The 24,478-nt window shown below is 62.7% G+C and carries 20 protein-coding genes; 3 read left to right on the top strand and 17 right to left on the bottom strand.

The genetic code is table 11. The features are described from left to right. Positions 1 to 33: 33 nt before the first annotated feature. The 4 genes from OH705_RS08290 to OH705_RS08275 all read right to left on the bottom strand — a co-directional run bounded on the left by OH705_RS08290 (position 34) and on the right by OH705_RS08275 (position 6,989). Entirely contained in the window at positions 34 to 2,661 is a 2,628-nt protein-coding gene (locus OH705_RS08290) for a FimV/HubP family polar landmark protein (RefSeq protein WP_267301804.1), read from the bottom strand. Positions 2,662 to 2,732: 71 nt separating this feature from the next. Continuing rightward, positions 2,733 to 3,740: an aspartate-semialdehyde dehydrogenase gene (locus OH705_RS08285; RefSeq protein ID WP_267301802.1), complete on the bottom strand. Its 1,008-nt coding sequence runs from the start codon at positions 3,738 to 3,740 to the stop codon at positions 2,733 to 2,735. A 966-nt stretch (positions 3,741 to 4,706) separates the two neighbouring features. Next, positions 4,707 to 6,416: a single-stranded-DNA-specific exonuclease RecJ gene (gene recJ / locus OH705_RS08280; RefSeq protein ID WP_094011647.1), complete on the bottom strand. Its 1,710-nt coding sequence runs from the start codon at positions 6,414 to 6,416 to the stop codon at positions 4,707 to 4,709. A 30-nt stretch (positions 6,417 to 6,446) separates the two neighbouring features. Continuing rightward, positions 6,447 to 6,989, bottom strand: coding sequence for a YaeQ family protein (locus tag OH705_RS08275; RefSeq protein ID WP_038706702.1), 543 nt, complete (start codon positions 6,987 to 6,989; stop codon positions 6,447 to 6,449). A gap of 141 nt (positions 6,990 to 7,130) precedes the next feature. Here OH705_RS08275 and OH705_RS08270 point away from each other — a divergent pair, with 141 nt between their 5' ends. Then, positions 7,131 to 8,330, top strand: a complete 1,200-nt coding sequence (locus OH705_RS08270; RefSeq protein ID WP_023630115.1) for a CaiB/BaiF CoA transferase family protein — start codon at positions 7,131 to 7,133, stop codon at positions 8,328 to 8,330. A 10-nt stretch (positions 8,331 to 8,340) separates the two neighbouring features. Further along, positions 8,341 to 9,219, top strand: a complete 879-nt coding sequence (locus tag OH705_RS08265) for a TIGR02285 family protein (protein ID WP_104444974.1) — start codon at positions 8,341 to 8,343, stop codon at positions 9,217 to 9,219. Between the two features lie 183 nt (positions 9,220 to 9,402). Here OH705_RS08265 and OH705_RS08260 read toward each other — a convergent pair whose 3' ends face one another. The 9 genes from OH705_RS08260 to xerD form a co-directional block, all read right to left on the bottom strand. Next, entirely contained in the window at positions 9,403 to 9,684 is a 282-nt protein-coding gene (locus OH705_RS08260; protein WP_031314914.1) for a DUF3509 domain-containing protein, read from the bottom strand. 138 nt (positions 9,685 to 9,822) lie between these two features. After that, entirely contained in the window at positions 9,823 to 10,200 is a 378-nt protein-coding gene (locus OH705_RS08255; protein WP_023630112.1) for a response regulator, read from the bottom strand. Positions 10,201 to 10,358: 158 nt separating this feature from the next. Further along, a complete protein-coding gene (gene thrC, locus OH705_RS08250; protein ID WP_023630111.1) occupies positions 10,359 to 11,768 on the bottom strand; it encodes a threonine synthase in 1,410 nt (469 codons plus the stop codon). 54 nt (positions 11,769 to 11,822) lie between these two features. Continuing rightward, entirely contained in the window at positions 11,823 to 13,127 is a 1,305-nt protein-coding gene (locus tag OH705_RS08245; RefSeq protein WP_023630110.1) for a homoserine dehydrogenase, read from the bottom strand. Between the two features lie 82 nt (positions 13,128 to 13,209). Then, positions 13,210 to 13,959, bottom strand: a complete 750-nt coding sequence (locus OH705_RS08240) for a DsbC family protein (RefSeq protein WP_023630109.1) — start codon at positions 13,957 to 13,959, stop codon at positions 13,210 to 13,212. Between the two features lie 164 nt (positions 13,960 to 14,123). Then, the gene (locus tag OH705_RS08235; RefSeq protein ID WP_267301793.1) at positions 14,124 to 14,642 is read right to left on the bottom strand and encodes a hypothetical protein; all 519 of its coding nucleotides are present in this window, start codon (positions 14,640 to 14,642) and stop codon (positions 14,124 to 14,126) included. A 22-nt stretch (positions 14,643 to 14,664) separates the two neighbouring features. Beyond that, the gene (locus tag OH705_RS08230; RefSeq protein ID WP_023630107.1) at positions 14,665 to 14,943 is read right to left on the bottom strand and encodes a hypothetical protein; all 279 of its coding nucleotides are present in this window, start codon (positions 14,941 to 14,943) and stop codon (positions 14,665 to 14,667) included. A gap of 10 nt (positions 14,944 to 14,953) precedes the next feature. Continuing rightward, positions 14,954 to 19,273 carry an RHS repeat-associated core domain-containing protein gene (locus OH705_RS08225; RefSeq protein WP_267301791.1) on the bottom strand — a complete coding sequence of 1,440 codons (4,320 nt, stop codon included), beginning with the start codon at positions 19,271 to 19,273 and terminating at the stop codon, positions 14,954 to 14,956. 105 nt (positions 19,274 to 19,378) lie between these two features. Continuing rightward, positions 19,379 to 20,275, bottom strand: a complete 897-nt coding sequence (gene xerD / locus OH705_RS08220; RefSeq protein WP_267301789.1) for a site-specific tyrosine recombinase XerD — start codon at positions 20,273 to 20,275, stop codon at positions 19,379 to 19,381. 68 nt (positions 20,276 to 20,343) lie between these two features. On the opposite strand from xerD, the gene OH705_RS08215 reads away from it, so the two are divergent. Beyond that, positions 20,344 to 22,164 carry a cation:proton antiporter gene (locus OH705_RS08215; RefSeq protein WP_267301787.1) on the top strand — a complete coding sequence of 607 codons (1,821 nt, stop codon included), beginning with the start codon at positions 20,344 to 20,346 and terminating at the stop codon, positions 22,162 to 22,164. A gap of 115 nt (positions 22,165 to 22,279) precedes the next feature. On the opposite strand, the gene OH705_RS08210 is transcribed toward OH705_RS08215, so the two are convergent. From OH705_RS08210 to rimM, 4 genes are all read right to left on the bottom strand, one after another. Then, positions 22,280 to 22,687: an acyl-CoA thioesterase gene (locus OH705_RS08210; protein ID WP_023629813.1), complete on the bottom strand. Its 408-nt coding sequence runs from the start codon at positions 22,685 to 22,687 to the stop codon at positions 22,280 to 22,282. Positions 22,688 to 22,786: 99 nt separating this feature from the next. Then, on the bottom strand, positions 22,787 to 23,137 hold the full coding sequence (rplS, locus tag OH705_RS08205) for a 50S ribosomal protein L19 (RefSeq protein WP_023629812.1): 351 nt from the start codon (positions 23,135 to 23,137) through the stop codon (positions 22,787 to 22,789). Positions 23,138 to 23,180: 43 nt separating this feature from the next. After that, positions 23,181 to 23,933, bottom strand: coding sequence for a tRNA (guanosine(37)-N1)-methyltransferase TrmD (gene trmD, locus OH705_RS08200; protein ID WP_023629811.1), 753 nt, complete (start codon positions 23,931 to 23,933; stop codon positions 23,181 to 23,183). A 3-nt stretch (positions 23,934 to 23,936) separates the two neighbouring features. After that, on the bottom strand, positions 23,937 to 24,473 hold the full coding sequence (rimM, locus tag OH705_RS08195) for a ribosome maturation factor RimM (RefSeq protein ID WP_023629810.1): 537 nt from the start codon (positions 24,471 to 24,473) through the stop codon (positions 23,937 to 23,939). Between the last annotated feature and the right edge of the window lie 5 nt (positions 24,474 to 24,478).

The raw sequence follows: 24,478 nt of genomic DNA, 5'->3' as shown, positions 1-24,478 counted from the left end.
AAGCAGGCTTGCCCCGCGATGTACAGCTTTGCGTCAGACCAGGCGTGAGAGCATCTCGTTGGCTTCCTGGCGTTGGCTGTCGTCACCGTCCTTGACTACTTCGTCGAGGATGTCACGGGCGCCCTGATGGTCGCCCATGTCGATGTAGGCGCGGGCCAGGTCGAGCTTGGTAGCCACCTCGTCGGCGCCGGAGAAGAAGTCGAAGTCCAGGTCGTCCAGCGGCTCGGGCTCCAGCGCAGCGTCCTCGGCGGTGAACGATGGCTGCGCAACCGATGGGGTCTCGAGATTCTGCGACAGCTTGTCGAGCTCGGCGTTGACGTCGTCCAGCTCCGAGGCGAAGTTCTTCGCCGCCGGCGAGTCGTCGTCCAGCGACAGCGACAGGTCGAAGTCGTCCGGCAGCTCCAGCTCGGAAATCGGATCGAACTCCGGAATGGCCTCGAAGGCCGCCAGCTCGGCCGCCACGTCCACCGGGGCTTCCTCGCTGCCGGTCGGAGCCACCGGGTCTTCGGCGACATCCAGGTCGAATTCGGCCAAGTCGTCGACATTTTGCGGTGTCGCCTGCGCCTGGGCGAGCAGTGCCTCGAAGTCGTCGTCGGCATCGGTTTCGGCAACGACGGGCGCAGCCTCAGCCTCGGGCGCCTCGACGACCAGGTCATCGAGACCGGCCATGTCGAGATGGTCATCTGCCGGCAGGTCATCGCCCAGACTCAGGTCGAAGGCGCTGTCCAGGTCGGGCTCTTCGACCACTGGCTCTGGCTCGACCGCCACGACCGGCTCCACGACGAGCTCCGGCGCGCTTTCACCCAGTTCCAGATCCTTGTCCTGCAGCAGGTCCTGGACATACTGCTCATCCAGTTCGGCGGCCAGGGCCGCGGCCCCGGCAGCGCCTGCCGCCACCGCCGCAACGCCCAGCATGGCCGGGAACCGCTCCTTGAGCGCGGCGACCTCGGCCTGGTTTGCGTCGTTGACCGCCAGCTTGCGCTCCTGGCCAGCGAACGCGTCCTGGTCGCCCTGACGTGCGTAGACTTCCATCAGTTTCAAGCGCAGATCGCTGCGCTGCGGCTCGGAGGCCACCGCCGCTTCGAGCAGGTCGGCGGCGTGGTTGAGGCGACCACGGACCAGGCTTTCATCCACCTCGGCCAGCAACGCCGCGCGCGGATCAGCCGCCGGAGCAACGACGTCGGCAGGCGCCGCAGGTTTTTCTGCCGCAACGGCCGCAGCGGCCGAGGCCGCCACTACCGCAGGCGACAGGGTCACGCTTGGCGCCGACACATCCAGACCTTCAAAACTGCTCGGCGGCAGGTCCAGGTCCGGGCCACGCTCACCATCCTCGGCCAGCGCACGGGCCATGCGCAGGTGTTTTTCAGCTTCCTGCTGGGCTTTGCGCTTGCGGGCCAGAAGCAGCAACAGCAACAGCAGCACCAGGAATGCGGAACCGGCAATCAAGCCCAGCAACAGCGGGTTGCCCAGCAGTTGGTCGAGCATGCCCGGCTCTTCGCTGGCCGATGCCTCGGCTGCCGCGTCTTGTGGCGCGGTGTCGGCCGCGGCAGGCGCCGGGGCGACCACCGGCTCGGCAGGGGTCAATTGCGCGTTCACCGCAGGTTGCGCCGGAGCCGGCTCGCCCGGCAGCGCCGCTGCCGGTGCCTGTGGCGCCGCGGCGCCCTGGGCCTCCAGACGCGCCAGCTGGTCGTTCTTCAGCTCGATCAGGCGCTGCAGCTTGTCCAGCTGGCTCTGCAGGTCGGCCATGCGGCTCTTGAGTTCATCGTTGTCGCGCCGGCTGGTGTCGAGGCTTTCCTGGGCCACGGCAAGCTTGTCGCCCAGCGCCTTGGCCTCGCCGGCCGCGCCCTTGCCGCCCGGAGCCACCAGGCGCAGGTTGTCGCCCTGGGCGATGCGCGCGGGGGCCGCGCCAGCCTCGCCACGGCGGGTGGCATCCAGCTGCCGTGCACGCGGACCGAGGCGGCGGCCTTCGCGCCAGGCGGCGTACTGCTCGGCGACTTCGCGGTTGGCCTGGGCCTGGGGAATGCTCTGCACCTGCTGCTGATCGGGCAGGCGCAGCACCTGGCCGGTCTTGAGCTGGTTGATGTTGTTGCCGATGAAGGCATCCGGGTTCAGCGCCTGGATGGCCAGCATGGTCTGCTGGATCGAGCCGCCGTTGGTATTGCGCGCGGCGATCTGCCAGAGAGTGTCACGGCGCTTGGTGGTGTAGCTGCCCGCACTGACAGCCGGGTTGATGCCCGCCGGGGCCGGTTGGCTGCCCTGGGCCTGGGCTTGGTCGAGCAGCACGCTGTAGTCGCGCAGCAGGCGGCCCTGAGGCCACATGACCTGGACCAGGAACTTGACCACCGGCTCCGGCAGCGCCTTGCTGGAAGTGACCCGCAGCACGCTCTTGCCGTTGGGGTTGATCACTGGCGTGAAGGTGAGGTCTTCGAGATAAGGCGGGAAGGCCACCCCGGCCTTGGCGAACTCTTCCGGCGACGCCAGGCTTGGCGCCATTTCCGCCGCGGAGAGGTCGCGCACGTCGAGCAGTTCGATCTCGGCATCCAGCGGCTGGTTCTGCGCCGACTTGAGGGTCAGCTCACCCAACCCCAGAGCGTTCGCCACCCCGGACGACAGCGCCGAGGCTGCCGCGATGGCCAGAACCAGTTTGCGAATTCGAAGCATGAACTCTTCCCTTGTATGAAACGTCCCGAAAACCCTGGTGCGGTGCAGGACAAAATAGCTCGCAGTATCTTTTACGCCATGTGTTTTATCAACAATTGTGCCGCCTGCACGGCGTTCAGCGCCGCGCCCTTGCGCACATTGTCGGTGGTCAGCCAGAGATTGAGCTGCCGGTCTTCATCGACACCGTGGCGTACACGTCCAACATAGACCACGTCCTGGCCCACCGCGTCACCCACAGGCGTCGGATAATCACCCGGCTCGACCAGCTCGATGCCGTCGGCAGCCTCCAGCGCGGCGTTGACGGCCACCAGGTCGACCGGATTACGGCTTTGCACGGCGACACTGAAGCTATCGCCGAAAAACACCGGGACTTGAATGCAGGTCACGGAAATCTTCAGTTGCGGCAGGTCCAATACCTGACGCAGTTCATTCACCAGACGGCGCTCTACATTGGTGTGGCCCTGTTCATCGGGTGTCCCGACCTGAGGGAGCAGGTTGAAGGCGACCTGGCGATCGAAGAAGCGCGGCTCCAGAGGGCGTGCGTTGAGCAGTTCGGCGGTCTGCCGGGCGAGCTCGCTGACGGCCTCCCTGCCCTGCTCCGAAACTGCCAGGCAGGCATTGACCTGAACGCGCTCGATATCGAGCAAACCCTTGAGCGGCGCCAGCGCCACCGCCAGGGCCACTGCGCCGGCGCTCGGGCTGGTGATCAGTGCGGGCTGTGCGAGTTCGGTGATGCGCTCGCCGTTGGCTTCCGGGACCAACGCGGTGGCGCCGTCCAGGGCGCCGGACAGGTCGATCACCGCGCAACCGGCGGCGATGGCTTTCGGCGCGAAACTGCGGCTGACGGCTGGGCTGGCGGCGAAGAAGACCAGCCTGACCTGGGAGAAATCGAAGTTGTCCACTTCACGGACCTTCAGTTTCTTGCCCGCGAACATGACACTACTGCCGGCGGATTCCATGCTGGCCAGCAGGTGCAGGGTGGAGACCGGGAAGGCAACTTCCTCGAGGATCTGGACGAGGGATTCACCTACTGTGCCGGTGGCGCCGATTACGGCTACGTCCAGGGCTTTGGGGGTCATGAGATCGGTTCCTTTTCCAGGGGGTACGGCGGGGGAGCGGCACTTTACTTGGATTGTGGGGTGGGAGGTAGGGGCGGATTCGGATTCGGATATCAGGGTGTTGGTTTTTATTTTTTAGGCGCATTCGGAGATGATGTCGACATCTAGTCACCTTTCCGCCCTTACGGCGGGTCCCTTTTTGAAGGATCAAAAAGGAACCAAAAAATCCTGGCTCCATTCATACGGCCCCTACGCTTCGCTCCGGGGTTCCCTCGCTCCGTTCTTGCTCCCGTGGGTACCGCGCTGTACGCCCCATCCTGGGGCGCAGCGCTCGACGGCCATCCATGGCCGTCGCCCCACTACGCAAGAACTCCACTCGGCCTCCTGAAGTCGCAATTGGTGGCGCCTGAACTATCGCGCACTTAGAAGCAAGATCAAGAGCAGATCAAGAGCAGATCAAGAGCAGATCAAGAGCAGATCAAGAGCAGAGATTTTTGTTTGTTAGTGGATGTTATGTTGTTTTTCATTACGCCATCGCGGTGCAAGCCCGCTCTCACGTTGAATCACGTAGTCAAACTATGGTGGGAGCGGGCTTGCCCCGCGATGTTGATCTAGAGTTCCCACGATGGCAACTAGCGACTAGCTGCGTTAGTGCAGGCGCCGCCCGTAACTTCGCGACTTCAGGAGGCCGAACGCAGGTCTTGCGGAGGGAGGTGACGGGCATGGATGCCCGTCAAGCGCTGCGCCCCAGGATGGGGCGTTCAGCGCGGTCCTCCCGGGAGCAAGGCCGGAGTGAGGGAACCCGGAGCGAAGCGGAGGGCCGGATGAATGGAGCGCAGCGGCTTTGCTTACTTTGGCCAAGACCAAAGTAAGCCGCCGTAAGGGCGGAAAGGTGACTATGCGTCGCCATCGCAAATGAATGCGCATACAACTTCAAAACAACCAAAACTCCAAAACCCCCAAACCCCCCAAAACCCCAACAAAAGATCACCGCGCCTCCATATGCGCAATCATCAACTGCACACTCTCATTCCCCCGAAACTCATTCACATCCAACTTGTAAGCCAACTCCACCCACCGCACTGTAGGATTCGGCCAGACCTCCCGGTCAATCCCAAAGGCAATCCCATCCAACCGCACCGCCCCACACTCGCTCTTGAGCACCACTTTCAGATGCCGCTCCCCTACGACCCGCTGTTCGACCAGCTGGAACACCCCATGGAACAACGGCTCGGGAAAGTGCTGCCCCCAGGGCCCGGCATTGCGTAATGCCCGCGCCAGGTCCAGGTGAAACTCCTCCACCGCCAACGTGCCATCCGACAACAACCGCCCGGTCAGGTCTTCCTCACGCAACTGGCGCCGCACCTCGTCGTCGAACGCCTCGGCAAACGCAGGGAAATTCTCGGCCGGCAAGGACAGCCCCGCCGCCATGGCATGCCCACCGAACTTGCTGATCAAGCTCGGATGCCGCGCCGCAACGGCGTCCAGCGCATCACGGATATGGAACCCCGGCACCGAGCGCGCCGAGCCCTTCAGCACCCCTTCTCCCGCATCGGCAAAGGCGATGGTCGGGCGGTGATAACGCTCTTTAAGGCGCGAAGCGAGGATACCGATCACCCCCTGGTGCCAGTCGGCGTCGAACAGGCACAAGCCATAAGGCATGGACTCGACCGGCAGATCCTTGAGCTGGGCCAAAGCCTCGCGCTGCATGCCCTGCTCGATGGACTTGCGATCCTGGTTCAGGCCATCCAGTTGCTGGGCCATATCCAGCGCAAGCGCCGCGTCTTCGCACAACAGGCATTCGATGCCCAGGCTCATGTCGTCCAGGCGCCCGGCGGCATTGAGCCGAGGGCCAAGGATGAAGCCAAGGTCAGTGGAAGTGATGCGCTTGTGGTCGCGCCGCGCCACTTCGAGGATGGCCTTGAGCCCCGGGCGGGCGCGACCGGCGCGGATACGCTCCAGCCCCTGATGCACCAGGATGCGGTTGTTGGCATCCAGCGGTACCACGTCGGCTACGCTGCCCAGTGCCACCAGGTCAAGCAGCTCGCCGATGTTCGGCTGCGGCTGCGTTTCGTAGCGCCCCAGGCTGCGCAACCGCGCACGCAGGGCCATCAGCACGTAGAAGATCACGCCGACACCGGCCAGTGACTTGCTCGGAAACGCGCAACCGGGCTGGTTGGGATTGACGATGGCGTCGGCGGCCGGCAGTTGCTCGCCCGGCAGGTGGTGGTCGGTGACCAGCACCTTGAGCCCGGCAGCCTTGGCCGCGGCCACGCCATCGACGCTGGAGATACCGTTGTCCACGGTGATCAGCAATTGCGGCTGGCGCTCGAGCGCGACCGCGACGATCTCCGGGGTCAGGCCGTAGCCATACTCGAAGCGATTGGGCACCAGGTAGTCGACATGGGCCGCACCCAGCAAGCGCAAGCCCAGCACGCCGACCGTGCTGGCGGTGGCGCCGTCGGCATCGAAATCGCCGACGATGAGAATGCGCTGGCGCTGATCGAGCGCCTCGACCAGCAGCTCCACCGCCGCGTCGATACCCTTGAGTTGCTGGTAAGGCAGCAGGCGCGCCAGGCTCTTGTCCAGCTCGGCCTCGGACGCTACGCCACGGGCGGCGTACAAACGGGTCAGCAAGGGTGGCAGGTTGCCCAGCAAAGGCAGGGGCGACGGCAGGGGACGTGGTTCGATACGCATGGAGTCTTCGCAATTCCGCTTTGTTTCAGGTCAGCCGCGCTCGCCAAGCAGCCATTGCAACTGCACTTCGTGCTGGCCACGGTCGTCGGTGACGAACACAGTGCCTTCGCTGATCATCACGTCCCACTTGATGGTACGCGGCATATCGGTGGCGAGGGTTTCCAGCACTTCTTGCGGCACGGCGGCAATGCTCAGGTTCTTCAGGCCCTTGACCGCGCCGACCACCTTGGTCTCCCACACGCGCAGGCTGCCGTAGGCCAGCAGGCTGGTGCGCTCGGTGCGCCGCGAGCACCAGGTCAGGCGGTCGGCGTCAGGCTGGCCGACTTCGATCCAGTGCAGGATCCGGTCGTCCAGGCTTTTTTCCCACAGTGCCGCCTCATCGACGTCCGACAGGCCACGGCCAAAGGACAGCTGCTCGTTGTACCAGAGGGCATAGCCCAGCAGGCGCACGGCCATACGTTCTTCGGTTTCCGAAGGGTGGCGGGCGATGGTCTGGCGGACGTTCTCGTACACGCCGCGGTCGAGGTCGGTCAGATTCAATTCGAACTTGTAGGTGGTGGACGGCTGGGCCATGGGCAATAGGCTTCTTGCGGGGGGAAAGGCGCACAGTCTAACTGATCCCAGGCGTCAGCGCCGGTTCAGACAATGCCGATATACCTGCCGCCGCCGAGCTGTGATACAACCTGCGTCACGCCCAGACGCCACGGATGCCCCATGACAACGCCCAGCAAACCCCTCGCCGGCCTGAAAGTCATCGAGCTCGGCACCCTGATCGCCGGCCCGTTCGCCTCGCGGATCTGCGCCGAGTTCGGTGCCGAGGTGATCAAGGTCGAGTCGCCCGATGGCGGTGATCCGCTGCGCAAATGGCGCAAGCTGTACGAGGGCACCTCGCTATGGTGGTTCGTCCAGGCGCGCAACAAGCAATCACTAACCCTCAACCTCAAGCATCCTGAAGGCCGCGAAGTGCTCAAGCGCCTGCTGGCCGAGGCCGACATCCTGATCGAGAACTTCCGCCCGGGCGTGCTGGAAAAACTCGGGCTGGGCTGGGAAGTGCTGCATGCCCTCAACCCGCGCCTGGTCATGGTGCGCCTGTCGGGCTTCGGCCAGACCGGCCCGATGAAGGACCAGCCAGGCTTCGGCGCGGTTGGCGAATCCATGGGCGGATTGCGCTACATCACCGGTTTCGAGGATCGCCCACCAGTGCGCACGGGGATTTCAATCGGCGACTCCATTGCCGCCCTCTGGGGCGTGATTGGCGCGCTGATGGCCCTGCGTCATCGTGAAGTCAACGGTGGCGACGGCCAAGTCGTGGATGTGGCGCTGTACGAAGCGATCTTCGCCATGATGGAAAGCATGGTGCCGGAATTCGACGTGTTCGGTTTCATCCGCGAGCGCACCGGCAATATCATGCCGGGTATCACCCCTTCATGCATTCACACCACCGCCGATGGCCGACATGTGCAGATTGGCGCCAATGGCGATGCGATCTTCAAGCGCTTCATGCAGGCTATCGGCCGTGACGACCTGGCCAACGATGCCGCCCTGGCCACCAATGATGGTCGCGATGCCCGCCGTGACGAGCTGTACGGCGTTATCGACCGCTGGGCCAACGGCCTGCCGCTGGACACGGTGATGCAGGTGCTCAAGGACGCCGAGGTGCCGGCCAGCCGGATCTACTCCGCCGAAGACATGCTGAGCGACCCGCAATTCCTCGCCCGCGAGATGTTCCTCCAGGCCCGGCTGCCGGATGGCAAACCATTCAAGATGCCGGGCATCGTGCCCAAGCTGTCAGACACCCCCGGTTCGACCGAATGGATCGGCCCTGCCCTGGGCGAACACACGGCTACGGTGCTGGCCGGCCTGGGCTACGACTCAGCCGCCATTGCCCGCCTGCGCGCGGCCGGTACGGTCTGATCGACGTCCCATGGGTATTCGTCATCTGCCCATCATCCTCTGTCTGGCGCTGACCTCACTCGCGGGGCAGGCGGCAGAGGCCAGGGAGCGCCTGCTGTGGCTGGTGCGCGACCTGCCGCCGTTCACCATCTTCGAAGGGCCGGCCAAGGGCCAGGGGGTGATCGACCAACTGCTGCCGATGCTGATCACCCGGATGCCCGAGTACGATCACAGCATCATCCGGGTCAATCGAGCCCGGGGCCTGCAGATGCTCCAGGAGCCCAGTTTCACCTGCGATCCGACCCTGCTGTGGACGCCCGAGCGCGCCCGGTATGTGCACTTCTCTCTGCCATCGCTAGGAGTGTTGAGCAGTGGCCTGATCGTGCGCAAGCAAGACCAGGCGCTATTGACCCCATACCTGGAAGGGCAGCAGGTGGACCTGCAGCGCTTGCTTACCGAAACCCGCCTCAAACTGGGGATCGTCGCTGAACGCAGCTACAGCGCGCAGGTCGACGAAGTCCTGCGGCAACTGCCCGATACCGCGTTCAGCCGTCACTACGGCAACGATGCCACGGCCAGCCTGCTGCAAATGCAGCAATTGGGGCGCCTGCAACTGGTGCTCGGCTACTGGCCGGAGATGCGTTACCTGATCCAGCAGCAGAATGGCTCACTGGACGATTACCGGTTCTATCCCATTCGTAGCGTCAACCGCTACCAGTTCCTCCATGTGGGTTGCTCGGACACTGTCCTGGGGCGCAAGGCGATCGACCATATAGACCAATTGCTGCCCGCGCTGCGTCGCGACACCTTGCCGGGCCTCTATGCACGCTGGCTGGATGCCGAACTCCAGGAGGATTACCTGGGCCAGGCCCGGCATTTCTTCGAAGAGGGTGAAGCCCCTGCGCACTGAGTTGATGTCCATGGGACAGTAACGGCTCCTACACGGGTGCGGGTGAATTCAGGCCAAAAGAAACCCCGGACGCTGGGGGGGGCGACCGGGGTCAAGCGAAAGCCCTTGGGACTTCCCGTGACAGCCTGAATGGTACCGGAGCAAAGCACCATCAAACTGCCCTTGCTGTGTCTGACGGCCCGGTCAGGCAAAGGTTCCGGGTATTTGCTTCTGATGCTGCAAGGCGGCGATCACACAAGGCTGCAGGCGACCTTCGGCAATTTGCAGGTCACGGTGCAGGCCATCAACCAGGTCGACCAGCAATTGCTGCTCCACCAGCTCTCGCTCACAGACCGTACGCCGCAGAATCGACAAACCGTGTTCATCGAGAACACTCAGGTGCCGGCGGCCACGGCTATCGGCCGGCCCAATTTCGGCCTGGTAAGGGGTCAGGGCATCGTTGAGCAGTCTGCAGATTCTTTCCATCCGGATTACTCGCTGGTTAGGGTAAGGAAACTGACCATCGGGGCCGACGGAAAGTTCGCCCTGGCCCGTCATCACGAGCATGCGCCGCAAACATGACAGCCTAGATACTCTGCCCCCGCCCTGCTGCCGTTAAGCAGGCTACAGGCGCCCCAGTGCCTGTTCCAGGCCCACCATGGACATCGGCCAGGGCAACTCGGCCAGGACTTTCAAACCCTGCTTGCGCGCCTCGAGCGCCAGGCCGATACCCTCAGCGCCGTCACTGCCGACAAATAACAAGCCTCCCGTACAGGAAGCCTGCACCAGATACTTGAACAGGCGACGGGCATGGCGCCTTGGCATTGCCGGATCAAGCACCAGCACATCAACGGACTGCTGTCGCCGCGCCATATGGGCCGTCGCTGCTGGAACATCATCGGTGAGCCGGACGTTGTACACACCTTGGGCATTGAAGGCCTGATGTAACAGCATCTGATAGTAGGGCCGAGCCTGGTGGATAAGAACATTCAGCTGATGCATGAGCTTCCCCCCTGGAGCCATGTGTGGTGTTGGTTTGAACGCCACTTTAGTAGGGGGAACCATCGAACTACATGGGAAAGATCTGAAAGCCGTTCGCGCCTGTTGTGCACCCACAAAAAAGCCCGTGCAAAACGGGCTTCCCTGTGACTGGGGTCGGCTTAGAGTGGTTTGCCGCGGTTGCCATGCTGGCTGACAAAGGCCTGCACGGTCTTCAAGTCATTGGCCAGCACCGTGCAACGCTCCTCACGGGTGAACAGATCGCAAAGATGCGCCGGCAGCTCCAGTGCCTTGGCGACACCGGCCTTCTCCACCGCCTCGGGGAACTTGACCGGATGCGCGGTGCCCAGCACCACCATCGGCGTATCCAGGCTGCGGCGGCACTCGCGGGCGGCCTTGACGCCGATCGCGGTGTGCGGGTCGAGGACTTCACCGGTGCTCTGGAACACCTCGGCGATGGTCTCGCAGGTCTGCTCGTCGGTGACGGCCAGCGAATCGAACAGCTTGCGCGCTTCGGTCCAGCGATCCTGCTCGACGCTGAAGCCGCCGCCTTGCTTGAAGGTGTCCATCAGTTGGGCAACCGCGGCACCATTGCGGCCGTGCAGGTCGAACAGCAGACGCTCGAAGTTGGACGAGACCATGATGTCCATCGATGGCGACAGGGTCGGGTGCAGGGCGTCCTTGACGTACTGGTTGCCGCTCATGAAGCGGTGCAGGATGTCGTTGCGATTGGTCGCCACCACCAGCTGGCTGATCGGCAGCCCCATGTTGCGCGCCAGGTAACCGGCGAAGATATCGCCGAAGTTGCCGGTCGGCACCGAGAACGCCACCGAGCGCGCCGGGCCGCCGAGCTGCAGCGCGGCATGGAAGTAGTAGACGATCTGGGCCATGATCCGCGCCCAGTTGATCGAGTTGACCGCCACCAGGCGAGTGCCCTTGAGGAAGGACTGGTCGGCAAAGCTGGCCTTGACCATCTCCTGGCAGTCGTCGAAGTTGCCTTCGATGGCGATGTTGTGGATGTTGTCGCCGAGGATGGTGGTCATCTGCCGGCGCTGCACTTCCGACACGCGCTGGTGCGGGTGCAGGATGAAGATGTCGACGTTGTCGCAACGGCGGCAGCCTTCGATGGCGGCCGAGCCGGTGTCACCGCTGGTGGCACCGACGATCACCACGCGCTCGCCGCGCTTGACCAGCACGTGGTCGAGCAGACGGCCGAGCAACTGCAGGGCGAAGTCCTTGAAGGCCAGGGTCGGGCCGTGGAACAGCTCCATCACCCACTCGTTGCCATTGAGCTGGCGCAGCGGCGCGACCGCGGCGTGGGCGAAGTTGCCATAGGTCTCTTCGAGGATTTTCTTGAAATCGGCATCGGCGATGCTGCCTTCGACGAACGGGCGCATCACCCGGAAGGCCAGCTCGTGGTACGGCAGGCCAGCCCAGGACGCAATCTCTTCCTGGGTGAAGCGTGGCAGGTTCTCGGGTACGTACAGGCCGCCATCGCTGGCCAGGCCAGCCAGCAGGACGTCTTCGAAGTTCAGGGCCGGAGCCTGGCCGCGGGTACTGATATAGCGCATGGGTGCAAACCTTCGATGCTGGGCGCGGGCCGCCGTCGCGGCCCAACGCCGGAATTAATTGAGCTGTTCGACGCGGATGCGCACGACCTTGCCGACCACGTCCTGGAGTGCCTCCAGGGCGACGATGGCGTCGTCGATACGCTGCTCGACCACACGGTGGGTCAGCAGGATCATCGGCACCAGGCCATCCTGTTCCTCGGCTTCCTTCTGCATGATCGACTCGATGTTGATGCCACGCTCCGAGAGAATGCTGGCGACCTGGGCCAGCACGCCCGGGTGGTCCTTGGCCTGGATACGCAGGTAGTAGGCGCTTTCGCAGGCTTCGATCGGCAGGATCGGGTGGGCCGACAGCGCATCCGGCTGGAAGGCCAGGTGCGGTACACGGTTCTCCGGGTCGGAGGTCATGGCACGAACTACATCGACCAGGTCGGCGACCACCGACGAGGCGGTCGGCTCCATGCCGGCACCGGCGCCGTAGTACAAGGTGGAACCGGCGGCGTCACCATTGACCATCACCGCATTCATCACGCCATTGACGTTGGCGATCAGGCGATCATTGGGGATCAGCGTCGGGTGCACACGCAGCTCGATGCCGTCGGCGGTGCGACGGGCCACGCCCAGATGCTTGATGCGGTAGCCCAGGGCCTCGGCATAGTTCACGTCGGCGGTGGTCAGCTGGGTGATGCCCTCGGTGTAGGCCTTGTCGAACTGCAGCGGGATACCGAAGGCGATGGACGCCAGGATGGTCAGCTTGTGCGCGGCATCGATGCCTTCGACGTCGAAGGTCGGGTCGGCCTCGGCGTAGCCCAGCGCCTGGGCTTCGGCCAGCACATCGGGGAAGGCACGGCCCTTGTCGCGCATTTCGGTGAGGATGAAGTTGCCGGTGCCGTTGATGATCCCGGCCAGCCAGTTGATGCGGTTGGCCGACAGGCCCTCGCGGATCGCCTTGATCACCGGGATGCCACCGGCCACGGCAGCTTCGAAGGCGACGATGACGCCCTTCTCGCGGGCCTTGGCGAAGATCTCGTTGCCGTGCACGGCGATCAGCGCCTTGTTGGCGGTGACCACGTGCTTGCCGTTTTCAATGGCCTTGAGCACCAGGTCGCGGGCGATGGTGTAGCCGCCGATCAGCTCGATGACGATATCGATCTCGGGGTTGCTCGCGACTTCGAACACATCAGCGGTAATGGGGGTACCGGTAATCTGGCAGTTCGGGTTCTGCGAGCGCATGGCAATCTGTGCCACTTCAATACCGCGCCCGGCACGGCGGGCGATCTCCTCGGCGTTGCGCTGAAGTACATTGAAGGTTCCGCCACCGACGGTCCCCAACCCACAGATGCCTACTTTGACCGGTTTCACTGTGAACTCCCCATAGAACGGCCGGCACCTGCGCCGACCGTGAAACATGCCGTCACCCCATGACGACGGCGTACTGAATTGGTTACTTGCTCTCGGCCAGGGCCAGTTTGGCCACTTGCGGCGCCGGCTGGTAGCCCGGAATCACCTGGCCATTCTGTAGAACGATCGCCGGCGTGCCATTTACACCAATCGACTGGCCCAGCTGGAACTGCTTGCTGACCGGGTTGGCGCACTTGGCTGCCTTGATTTCCTTGCCATCGACCATCTTGTCCAGCGCCGCGCGGCGATCACTGGAGCACCAGACCGCCTGCAACTGCTCGTCGCCCGGCGAACCCAGGCCCTGGCGTGGGAAGGCGACGTAACGCACTTCGATACCGCGGCGGTTGAGCTCCGGCACTTCGGCGTGCAGCTTGTGGCAGTACGGGCAGGTGGTGTCGGTGAACACGGTGATGTGCGACTTGGTCTCGCCCTTGGCCGGGTAGACCACCATCTCGCCGGCCGGAATACCGTTGATCAACTTGGCGATGCCCTGGCGCTCGGTCTTCTCGGTGAGGTTGACCGGCTTGCCGTCCTGGATCTGGAACAGGTAGCCCTGCATGACGAACTGGCCGTCGGCGCTGGCGTACAGCACGCGGCCGCCCTGCAGCTTGACTTCGTACAGGCCATTGAGCGGGCTGCTGGCAACGCTTTCGATCGGAACCTCCAGCTGGAGGTTCTGCAACGACTTGCGAATCGCCTGCTCGGCACCGGCATTGGTATCGGTGGCCGCGGCGAAGGCAAAGGTACTGGCCAGCGCCAGGGCGGCGGCAGCGAAAATCTGGGTCACGCGCATGGGAACTCCTGAAGGCGGACAGGGGGCCGGATGCAGCACGCCCGTGCTGAAATCGGGGTGTCATTGCGGCCCTCGGTGCAAACCGCCCAAGCCTACCACAGAAGCGACGGCGGTCGAGGCGTGCTTGATCGGGAGCGCAAGGCTGCGTGCGCCAGGGGCGGCGGTTACCGACGAATTTTGTTCAGGTGTCCCAATGCGTAGTCGCAAGTACCTTTAGCGCCAGGCTCTATCTCCTGCAACCGAGTGAAAAATTTGCGTGCGTGTTCGCTCATGACCCTGACAAATTCATCTTTATCGGCGGCGACAGACACCTCGCTGTGACAATTGACGCTCACCTGCAGACGACCATTGGCAGGGGTAAGTTTGACTTCGATTGGCTGGTCCGGAAAAAAGCAGCTGAACGATTGCCCCTCACTGACCTTCAGCAGTCCCTCTGACAAATAGCTCCACAGGTCGTCGACATAATCAAACATGCTTTGGTCAATTAGACTTTTACCATTGATCGATAGAACCAAAGCCCCTTCAATTTGATCCAGGCGGCGTTCCTCGCCTTGAAACTCAAAGAAGTCAACAAAACCGTCGAAAACTTTAACGTAGGTTTCAACAATGATTCTACTTTTCATTGCCACCCTTTGAATATATGAGTGCACAGCCTTTGAGGTTTCTGGCAAATCTTGGAACACCTCACCTGCCTACGACACCCTATCAATCACCGTCTGCCAGCAAAACCTCATCTGCCTCACTGGCAACTTTCAAAAAATCAATAAAAAGAAGCACGCTGCCATCCGCATCCTTCGACAGGAGCGTGATGAGTATTTTTTGATGTTCAGGATAGATTCTTGTCCGACCATAAGGATCAATATAAACACCCGTTTTTTCGCGTAACCTAGCAAAGGCATCATGGACGCGTGCGACGTCAGCATCACTTAGCTGAAGGAAAGGCTTATCGCCTCGCTTGTCTGACAAATAAGAGAAGTCCAACATAAAAAATACCTTAAAAATGAGAGGGGTAAGATGTTACTACCTTATCCTTCACAGGGTCATAGATTGTGACATGACCTTTCTCACCCCGTGTACCGATCACCCTACCATAATCACGCTCATAACGAATTCGACCATCATTCTGACGAATAACTCTGGTGGGTTGTTTCATGGTTCTGTCCTCTAGCTTCTTGTACTGACTCGGCTTTCTGTATTTGCTTTTTGCCTGTAGCTTTCTATGTTCCGCAGGCGTGAATTTACTTTTGCCTACATCATTGTGCCGCCGGACGTGGCGATTCGGAACGTGCCGGGTCCTTCTAGGTCCACAGGAGAGCCCCAGTGGATCGATCCAATCAAACGGATTCGCACTGTACTGATAGAGGTTTATACCACCGGCCAGACTGATCGGGTCTGTCTGGATAAAGCGTCCGATATCCGGATCATAAAACCGAAACGTGTTGTAGTGCAGACCAGTCTCACGATCCAGGTACTGGCCCTGAAACCTCAGGTTCTGCTCTTCGATGAAATGCGCCTCACGCACTTCCTGCAGGGTATTGCCCCAGACCTGATAGCGTGCCTGCCAGAGCGCTTCGCCACTGTCAGCCGTCAACTGTTCGGGCAGGCCATTGAGATCGGTATGGTAGTAGCGCACCTGCTGGTACTGCCCTGTACCGTCAACCCGAGCCAAAGGTTCGTGACTGTCTTCCACATACAGATACAGGCTGGTCTGGCTGTGGCGATGCTCCTGCAGCAAGCGCAGGCCATCCCAGGCGAAGCGGGTCTGGTCGAGCAGATTGCCCTGATCGTCATATTCGCTTTTCTCGACACGCCGCCCGAGCGGGTCGTAGCGCATGTTCAGTATCCGTTCGCGCCCACCGTGCTGGCTGCGCACCTGGATCAGGCGGTGCTCGGCGTCGTAGCTGAAATGTTGAATGCCACGCCGGCTGCTGCGTTTCTCGATCAGGCGGCCGAAGCCGTCGTAGCGGTAGCGTTTGTCCTGGTAGGTGAGCAAGCGGTTATGGCGCACCAGGCCGATGCCGGCTTGCGGCCCATCGAGCAGGTTGGCGGCGGCGTCGTAGGCGAAGGTTTCGCTCTGGCCCTGGCCAGCGTCCTGGCTGGCCATGATCCGGCCGCTGGCATCGTAGTGCAGCAATTGCTGGTGCTGGCTGCCGGGCTGCTGGTTGAAACGGCCGATCAGGTTGTCTGCCGAGTCGAAATCGAAGCGTTGCTGTACCGTAGCCGGCAGTTGCGGCGGCTGGTGGTTGGGGCGGCGCAGGCGTGAGCGCAAACGACCGCTGCGGTCGTACTCGCTGCGGGTGCTGACCCGGCCCTGGGTGCGCAGCACTTCACGGTGCAGGCGGTCGCGTTCGAAATCGCTGATCACCTTGCCGTCGAGGTTGAGCTGGTGCAGATGGCCGCTGCCGTAGTACAGGCGGTTGAGCCAGCGGCCGTCGGGCAGCTGGGTCTGGATCAGGTTGCCGAGTTCGTCGTAGTGATGTTGCAGCACACCACTGGCGCTGTGCTCTTCCAGCAATTGGCCAAGGGCATCGTAAGTGAAGGCCAGTTGCTCGCTGTTGCCTGCCTTGTCGGTGAAGCTGATTGCCGTCAGTTGATCAAGGGGATCGTAGCTGTACCGGGTTTCACCATCGTCGGTGCGCTTTTTGATCAAGCGCCCGACGGCATCCCGGTGCAATTGATGAATGATCGCTTCAGCATCGCCTTGGGGGGCGGGGAGGTACTCAACGCAACTGAGGTTATCCAGCCGGTCGTAGTGATAGCGGCTGGCGCTGCCGTCAAGATCCTGCTGTTCAGTCAGGCGATCAGCCAGGTCCCAGCTGAACCTGTAGCTTTCGCTATTTTCATTGGTCAGCGCCAGCAGCCGCCCGTAGGCGTCGTAACTGAACTGCACCCGCCGACCATGCGGATCGATACGCTGCTGCACCTGGCCACGCCGGTTATAGCGGTATTGGGTGGAGTGCCCGGCAGGGTCGGTATAGCTGTTGAGCTGGCCGTTGCGATCAAGCTGATAGTGCTCACTGCGCCCATCGGGCAATTGCGAGCCGAGCAATCGGCCCTGGGCATCGTACTGGTACTCGGTACGTTCGCCGAGGGCATCGGTGACCGCCTGCAGATGCCCGCGCCGGTCATAGCTGAAGCGGGTCGGGTACCCCGAACAATCGACCTGCTCGATCAGCAGGCCCAATTCGTTCCAGCGCAGGTGCTTGTGCTTGCCCGCCGCATCGATGATCTCCACCACCTGGCCGCGTTCGTCATGGCGGTAGCGGGTGGTGCGGCCCAGCGGATCGGTTTCGCTGCTGCAGTTGCCGCGCTGGTCGTAGCGATAGCGCCAGCGCTTACCGGCCTTGTCGGTCTGTACCCGGGGCAGTGACCAGTGCTCCAGCCACTGGGTCGCCTCGCTGCGGCCCAGTGGATCGATGCTTTCGCAGAGGTTGCCGGACTCATCGTACAGATATTGCCATTGCCCACCCTGCGGGTCGGTGGCGCCCAGCAACTGGCGTTCGTCGTTCCACTCGAAACGCCAGGTGTGGCCGAGGGCGTCGGTGTACTGGGTGATCTGGTACTGCGGGTTCCAGTAGCGTGTGCTGACCCGCTGCAAACCGTCGGTGACCCGGGTGATGCCAGCTTCGATGTCGTAGTCGAAACGGTACTCGTCACCGTCGTCGGTCCAGTGCCGGGCCACGCGCCAGTCGTCTACGGCACGAGTCCATTCATAGAAGCAACGCAGGCCGCTGGGCAGCTGGTGTTCGACCATGCGCCGGCCCTGGTCATAGGCAAAGCGCCGCTGCACCTGGCCGCTGGCGTCGCGGACTTCGGCCAAGTCGCCGTTGCTGTCATAGGCATAGCTGACCAGCAGCTCGTTCGACTCGTCGCTGTACCATCGCTCGATATGGCTGACCCGGGCTGGCCATTGGCTGCTGTAAACCAACTGCACCTGGACCACATCAAAGGTATCGCGCAGCCTGAGCAAGCGGCCGTTGCTGTCGTAGTCCAGGTAGATGCGGTTGTCGTTGCGGTCACCCAGTTGCGCCAGGCGCAGGCGCTGCGGATTGTTCGGGGTGGGCTGGAACAGACGATAGAGACCGTCGACGCTTTCGATCAGCAGTTCGCCATTGTGCGCGCGACGCACGCTGAGGCCTTCGCCGGCGCTGAACACGGCATCACCACGAGGGATATGGCCCATGTCGACGACCCGTGCCTGCTCATCGGTGAACAGCAGGTGCTCGCCGCCTTCAGGATGCGCTTCGATAGCGACGGAGACTTCGTAATCGACGCTCCAGCCAGCACCGAACAGGCCGTCGCGGCGTTCATCCCGGCTGTTGTAGTAGCGCTGCCAGTCAAACGGGATCAAGCCCGGAAGGCTGAAATCAAGCTCGGCTTCGCCGCTCAACAGTTTGGCGCCAGTGGAGCTGTGGACCGGGTTGGGTGAGCCGGCGATGGCGCTGGTGATCGCGCCGGTAACCTGGCTGGTGACGGCGCTGCCGATGCCGCCAATCAACATGCAGCCGAACTTGCTGTAGAACTTGCCGCCGCGCCCGCGCAGCATCATCAAGGCGGTAATCGCCAGGCCGATGCCTGGGGTCTTGCCGCTGCGAATCTCCCGGACCACGATCGAGTCGCCGCCGATACGCACATTATCGGAGACCAGCCCGGCGTCGACGATCACCGCCTCGCAGGTGCTGCGATCGCCGCTGCGACAGGCCGGGTGACCGTTGATGGTGACCTTGCTCGAGCCTTCGGCCAGGTACTGCGGCGGCATCGGCGGATGCTTGCTGCAGAGGATCTTGTCGTCGTCGGCAGGCTCGGTGTTCGGCGCCGGGCTGGCGACCGTAGGCCGCCACATCTGCGAGAAAAATCCCTTGGCCATGTCGAGGAAGCTTTCTTCCTCCTCCTCGGCCGGCGACTGAGCCGCGTCGCTGCCGGCGGGCGCAGCGGCGGCAACGATGACGCCGGCAGCGCGTGCGGCCGGTTTGCCATTGGTGTGGGTATTCTTCGAGCCGGTGAGGATGTTGGCTTGCACCGAGGGCGGGAACAGGAAGTTGCCGATGCCCTCGCATAAACTGCTCAAGCCCTTGTCGGCCCCGGTCTTGCTCATGACCACGCCGACCACGATGCCCACCACCGCGCCGAGCACGAAGCAGCCGAGGCCGCCGGTGACCACGGTCAGGCCCAGCGCCGCGGTTACCGCCGCGGTGGCCAGCATGCCGATGGCGACGTTGGCGGCCACTTCCAGCACGCCACTGACTATGTCGGCCATCATCGAGGTGTGCATCAGCGCATCGCCCTCGCGGGCGGCCCACAGGGCGTCAGACATTACTGACCGGCAACGGCATGGCTGCAGGGCACTTGAACCTGGTCATGCTTGATTTCCATATCGAGCGTTTGAGGTGTCGAAATCTGCTGGATGATCGCCCGAGCGTCAACCCCGAGGGTGATGCAAAGCGTGTAGTTCCTGCAGCCGGGCCTTGGCCACATGGGTGTAGATCTGCGTGGTGGACAGGTCGCTGTGGCCCAGCAGCATCTGCACCACGCGCAGGTCGGCACCGTGGTTGAGCAAGTGCGTGGCAAAGGCGTGGCGCAGCGTGTGCGGGGACAGCGGCTTGTCGATGCCGGCCACCCGCGCGTAATGCTTGATGCGGTGCCAGAAGGTCTGGCGGGTCATCTGCTCGCCGCGCTGGCTGGGGAACAGCACGTCGCTGGGGCGCCCCCCCAGCAGCTCGGCGCGACCATCGCGCAGGTAGCGCTCGATCCACACCACCGCCTCCTCGCCCATCGGCACCAGGCGCTCCTTGCTGCTCTTGCCCATCACCCGCAGCACGCCCTGGCGCAGGTTGACCTGGTCCAGGGTCAGGCTGACCAGCTCGGTCACCCGCAAACCGCAGGCATACAGCACTTCGAGCATGGCGCGGTCGCGCTGGCCAATCGCCTCACCGCGATCCGGCGCCTGCAGCAAGGCTTCGACATCGGCCTCCGACAGCGACTTGGGCAGTGGCCGGCCCAGTTGCGGCATGTCCACCTGCAAGGTCGGATCGACGGCGATCAAACGCTCACGCAACAAGTAACGGAAAAAGCCACGTAACCCGGACAGGAAGCGCGCGGTGGAACGAGGCTTGTAGCCTTGGTCGAAGCGCCAGGCCAGGTGATCGAGGATCAGTTCGCGCCCGGCATCGGGCAACAGCACGTGCTTTTCCTGCAGCCAGCCGTTGAACAAGGCCAGGTCACTGCGATAGGAGGCGCGGGTATTGTCGGAAAGCCCCTTTTCCAGCCACAAGGCATCGAGGAACTGGTCGATCAGCGGGTGGTCCAGTGCAGGCATGAAAACTCGGTGGCAAACGACGAAATGACGCTTAGTCTTTCACAACATGGCATGCAGAGGGAGCCCGCATGAACGAACAGCAGATTCTTTTGAGCGTCGGTGGCATTGGCGCGGCCGCCCTGCTCTGCCAATGGCTGGCCTGGCGCCTGAAACTGCCGGCGATCCTGTTCCTGCTGCTGTGCGGCATCCTCGCCGGGCCGGTGCTGGGCTGGCTGCAACCACAGGCATTGTTCGGCCCGTTGCTGATGCCACTGGTATCGCTGGCGGTGGCGCTGATCCTGTTCGAAGGCAGCCTCACCCTGCACCTGTCGCAATGGCGCGAGATCGGCAGCGTGGTGCATCGCCTGGTTACCGTCGGCGCGCTGAGCACCTGGCTGGTGATCGCCCTGGCCACCCACTGGCTGCTGGGTTTCGACTGGCCCCTGGCGATCCTGTTCGGCACCTTGACCCTGGTTACCGGCCCCACGGTGATCGTCCCCATGCTGCGGGTGGTGCGGCCGAAGCCGACGATCGCCAATATCCTGCGCTGGGAAGGCATCGTCATCGACCCGATCGGCGCGCTGCTGGCGGTGGTGGTCTACAGCTTCATCATCGCCAGCGCCGCTGGCGAAGGCCTGAGCCACAGCCTGGCGACCTTCGCCGGGGTGATTTTCTGCGGCAGCGCGCTTGGCGTCGCCGGAGGCTGGCTGCTCGGGCAGATCATGCGTGAGCAATGGCTGCCGGAGTATCTGCACAACCTGGCGTCGTTGGCCGCGGTGCTGGGCATCTTCATCGCCGCCAACCAGATCGTCCACGAGTCGGGCCTGCTGGCGGTGACGGTCATGGGCATGTGGCTGGCCAACATGCCCGGCGTGGATGTGCGGCAGATCCTGCACTTCAAGGAGAATCTCAGCGTGCTGCTGATCTCCGGCCTGTTCATCCTGCTGGCGGCGCGCCTCGACCTGCAGGCCCTGCTCGCCTTGGGCCCAGCGGTGCTGGCACTGCTGCTGGTGATCCAGTTGCTGGCCAGGCCGCTGAACGTGTTGCTGTCGACCCTGGGATCGCCGCTGAACTGGCGGGAACGCGCGCTGCTGGCCTGGATCGCGCCGCGGGGCATCGTCGCCGCGGCGGTTTCGGCTATCTTCGCCATTCGCCTGGACCAGGCCGGGCATGAGGGCGCACTGCTACTGGTGCCACTGACCTTTGCCGTGATCATCGGCACCGTGGTCCTGCAAAGCGCCACCGCACGCCCCTTGGCGCGCCTGCTGAAGGTGGCGGAACCGGCACCGAGCGGGTTTCTCCTGGTCGGTGCCAACCCACCTGCGCGCGCCATCGCCAAGGCCCTGCAACAACTGGGCTGCCGGGTACTGTTGACCGACTCGAGCTGGGAGAACATCCGCGCTGCGCGCATGGACAACCTGCCGACCTACTTCGGCAACCCCGCGTCGCAGCACGCCGACGCCCACCTCGACCTGGTCGGGCTTGGACACCTGCTGGGGCTGTCGCCGGCGGGCGAACTCAATGCCCTGGCCTGCGCGCGCTTTCGTCATGACTTCGGCCACGCCCGGCTGTTCGTGCTGGCCAGCGGCCTGGAGAAACAGCGCAGCGACAAGCATCGGGCCAGCGAAGAGCATCGCGGACAGTTGCTGGGGGCAAGCCCGATGACCTATGGGCAGCTGGCCAAACTGCTGCATCAGGGTGCCGAGCTGTACAGCACCACGCTGACCGAGGCCTTCGGCTGGGGCGACTACCAGCAGTTGCATGGCCCACGGGCGACGCTGCTGTTCGCCCGCGACGGGCAAGGCTGGGTGCATGTGGCCAGCCCGGACAATCCGCTCAAGCCGCAGTCTGGGTGGACACTGGTGGCACTGGTTGAGCCAAAGCTGACCGAGCATCCTGGGGCACATTGATCTGCAACAGCGGCTTTAGCCACGACGAATGCGTCGCGGGGCCTGGCACCCGCTTTGCGGGTGATCGCGGCTGAAGCCGCTCCTACAGGGACGCGTCAAACCAGCGCTTTGGCAATCAGGCCAACGGCAGCACCGGCACCGGGCGCTTGTCCTCGTCGATGGCGACGAAGCTGAACACGCCATGGATCGCCCGCTCGCGGCCATCGAGGTACATGTTCTCGACGAACACATCCACCTGCACCTGCAGGCTGGTGTTGCCGACCTTGATCACCGTTCCCACCAGCTCGACGATCGAGCCTGCCGGAATCGGGTGCTTGAAATCGATGCGGTCGGTGGACACGGTCACCAGCGGCAGCCGGCAGAAACGGGTGGCGGCGATGAACGAAACTTCGTCCATCCACGCCAGCGCCGTGCCGCCGAACAGGGTGTTGTGGTGGTTGGTGGTGTTGGGGAACACCGCCTTGGTCACGCGGGTCACCGACAGTTCGGTGCGGCGCTGGATTTCCTGGTCTCGGGTTGTCATCTCGGAGTCACATCGCAAAGGCAAGATTCAAGACGCAAAAAAGCAGCCCGAAGGCTGCTTTTTCTCGCACGGGGGCCTAGGCCACCGGACAAACTGTACTCAGGACAGTTTTTCCTTGATGCGAGCTGCTTTACCGGACAGGTCACGCAGGTAGTACAGCTTGGCTTTACGCACGTCACCACGACGTTTCACGGCCAGGCTGTCGATCTGCGGGCTGTAGGTCTGGAAGGTACGCTCTACGCCAACGCCGCTGGAGATCTTGCGCACGGTGAAGGCGCTGTTCAGACCGCGGTTACGCTTGGCGATAACGACGCCTTCGAACGCCTGCAGACGCGAGCGGTCGCCTTCCTTCACTTTGACCTGGACGACAATGGTGTCGCCTGGTGCGAAGGTCGGGATCTCTTTGCTCATCTGCTCGGCTTCGAGCTGCTGGATGATCTTGTTGGTCATGCTGTGCTCCTAAGATGGATAACGCGATCCACCATCGATACGTTTAACTATCGTCCCGCTCGCGGAGGTATTCCTCGAGCAGCTTCTTCTCTTCTCCAGAAAGCGAGCGACTTTCCAGAAGATCGGCGCGTCGTTCGAAGGTCCTACCAAGGGACTGCTTCATCCGCCATCGCCGGATATGTGCATGGTTGCCACTAAGCAACACGTCGGGTACACGCTGATCCGCATACACCTCGGGTCGGGTGTAGTGCGGGCAATCCAGCAGACCGTCGGTGAAAGAATCTTCCTCCGCCGAGTCCACATGCCCTAAAGCTCCGGGCAGCAGCCGCGTAACCGCATCGATCAGTACCATGGCCGGCAGCTCGCCACCGGAAAGCACATAGTCGCCAATCGACCACTCCTCATCGACATGAGCCTCGATAAAGCGCTCGTCGATGCCTTCATAACGGCCGGCGATCAGGATCAACGATTCCTGTTCGGCCAAGCCTTTGACCGCCTGCTGGGTCAGCTTGCGGCCTTGTGGCGAAAGGTAGATCACCTTTGCCGCAGCTCCGGTCGCCTGCCTGGCGCTAACCAGGGCGTCTTCCAGAGGCTTGATCTTCATCACCATGCCCGGACCACCGCCAAACGGCCGATCATCCACGGTGTGGTGGCGATCTGTGGTGTAGTCCCGCGGGTTCCAGCAGGTCACTTGCAGCAACCCCTGTTTCACCGCTCGGCTGGTAATGCCGTACTCCGTGATGGCCGAGAACATCTCGGGGAACAACGTGATGACTTCTACGCGAAGGCTACCCATCGTCTAGAAATCCGCGTCCCATTCGACTCGCATCACACCGGCCTGCAGGTCGATTGCCAGCACGCATTGCTCCGTATAGGGCAACAGACGCTCGCGATCATCCAGGCTGCCTGTGCAAGGCTTGACCACCATTACATCGTTCGCACCGGTCTCCAACAGGTGATCGATCGTGCCGAACAGCTGTTCGTCCTGATTGATGACCTTCAGGCCTTCCAACTGGTACCAGTAGTACTCGTCGGCTGCCAGGTTGGGCAAAAGGCTCCGCGCAATGCAGATTTCGTAACCGCTCAGAAGACGGGCTTCATCACGATCCTCGAGACCTTTCAATTTCACGACCAGGCCCTTTTGGGAGCCACGACCGCTGACCAGCTCGACCTGCTTTACCTTGCCTTCGTGCCTAAGCGTCCAGCGCGGATAATCCAACAGGTTTTCAATCGGATCGGTAAAGGAATACACCTTCACCTCGCCGCGAACGCCGTGAACCGAAAAAATCTTGCCAACGACGATGAGGTCATCAGCCTTTTCTGGCGTCGCGTTCATACTGC

Origin of the sequence: Pseudomonas sp. BJa3, from assembly GCF_026343815.1 — a bacterium.
GTDB lineage: Bacteria > Pseudomonadota > Gammaproteobacteria > Pseudomonadales > Pseudomonadaceae > Aquipseudomonas > Aquipseudomonas soli.
This window is presented reverse-complemented; position numbering and strand designations above follow the sequence as displayed.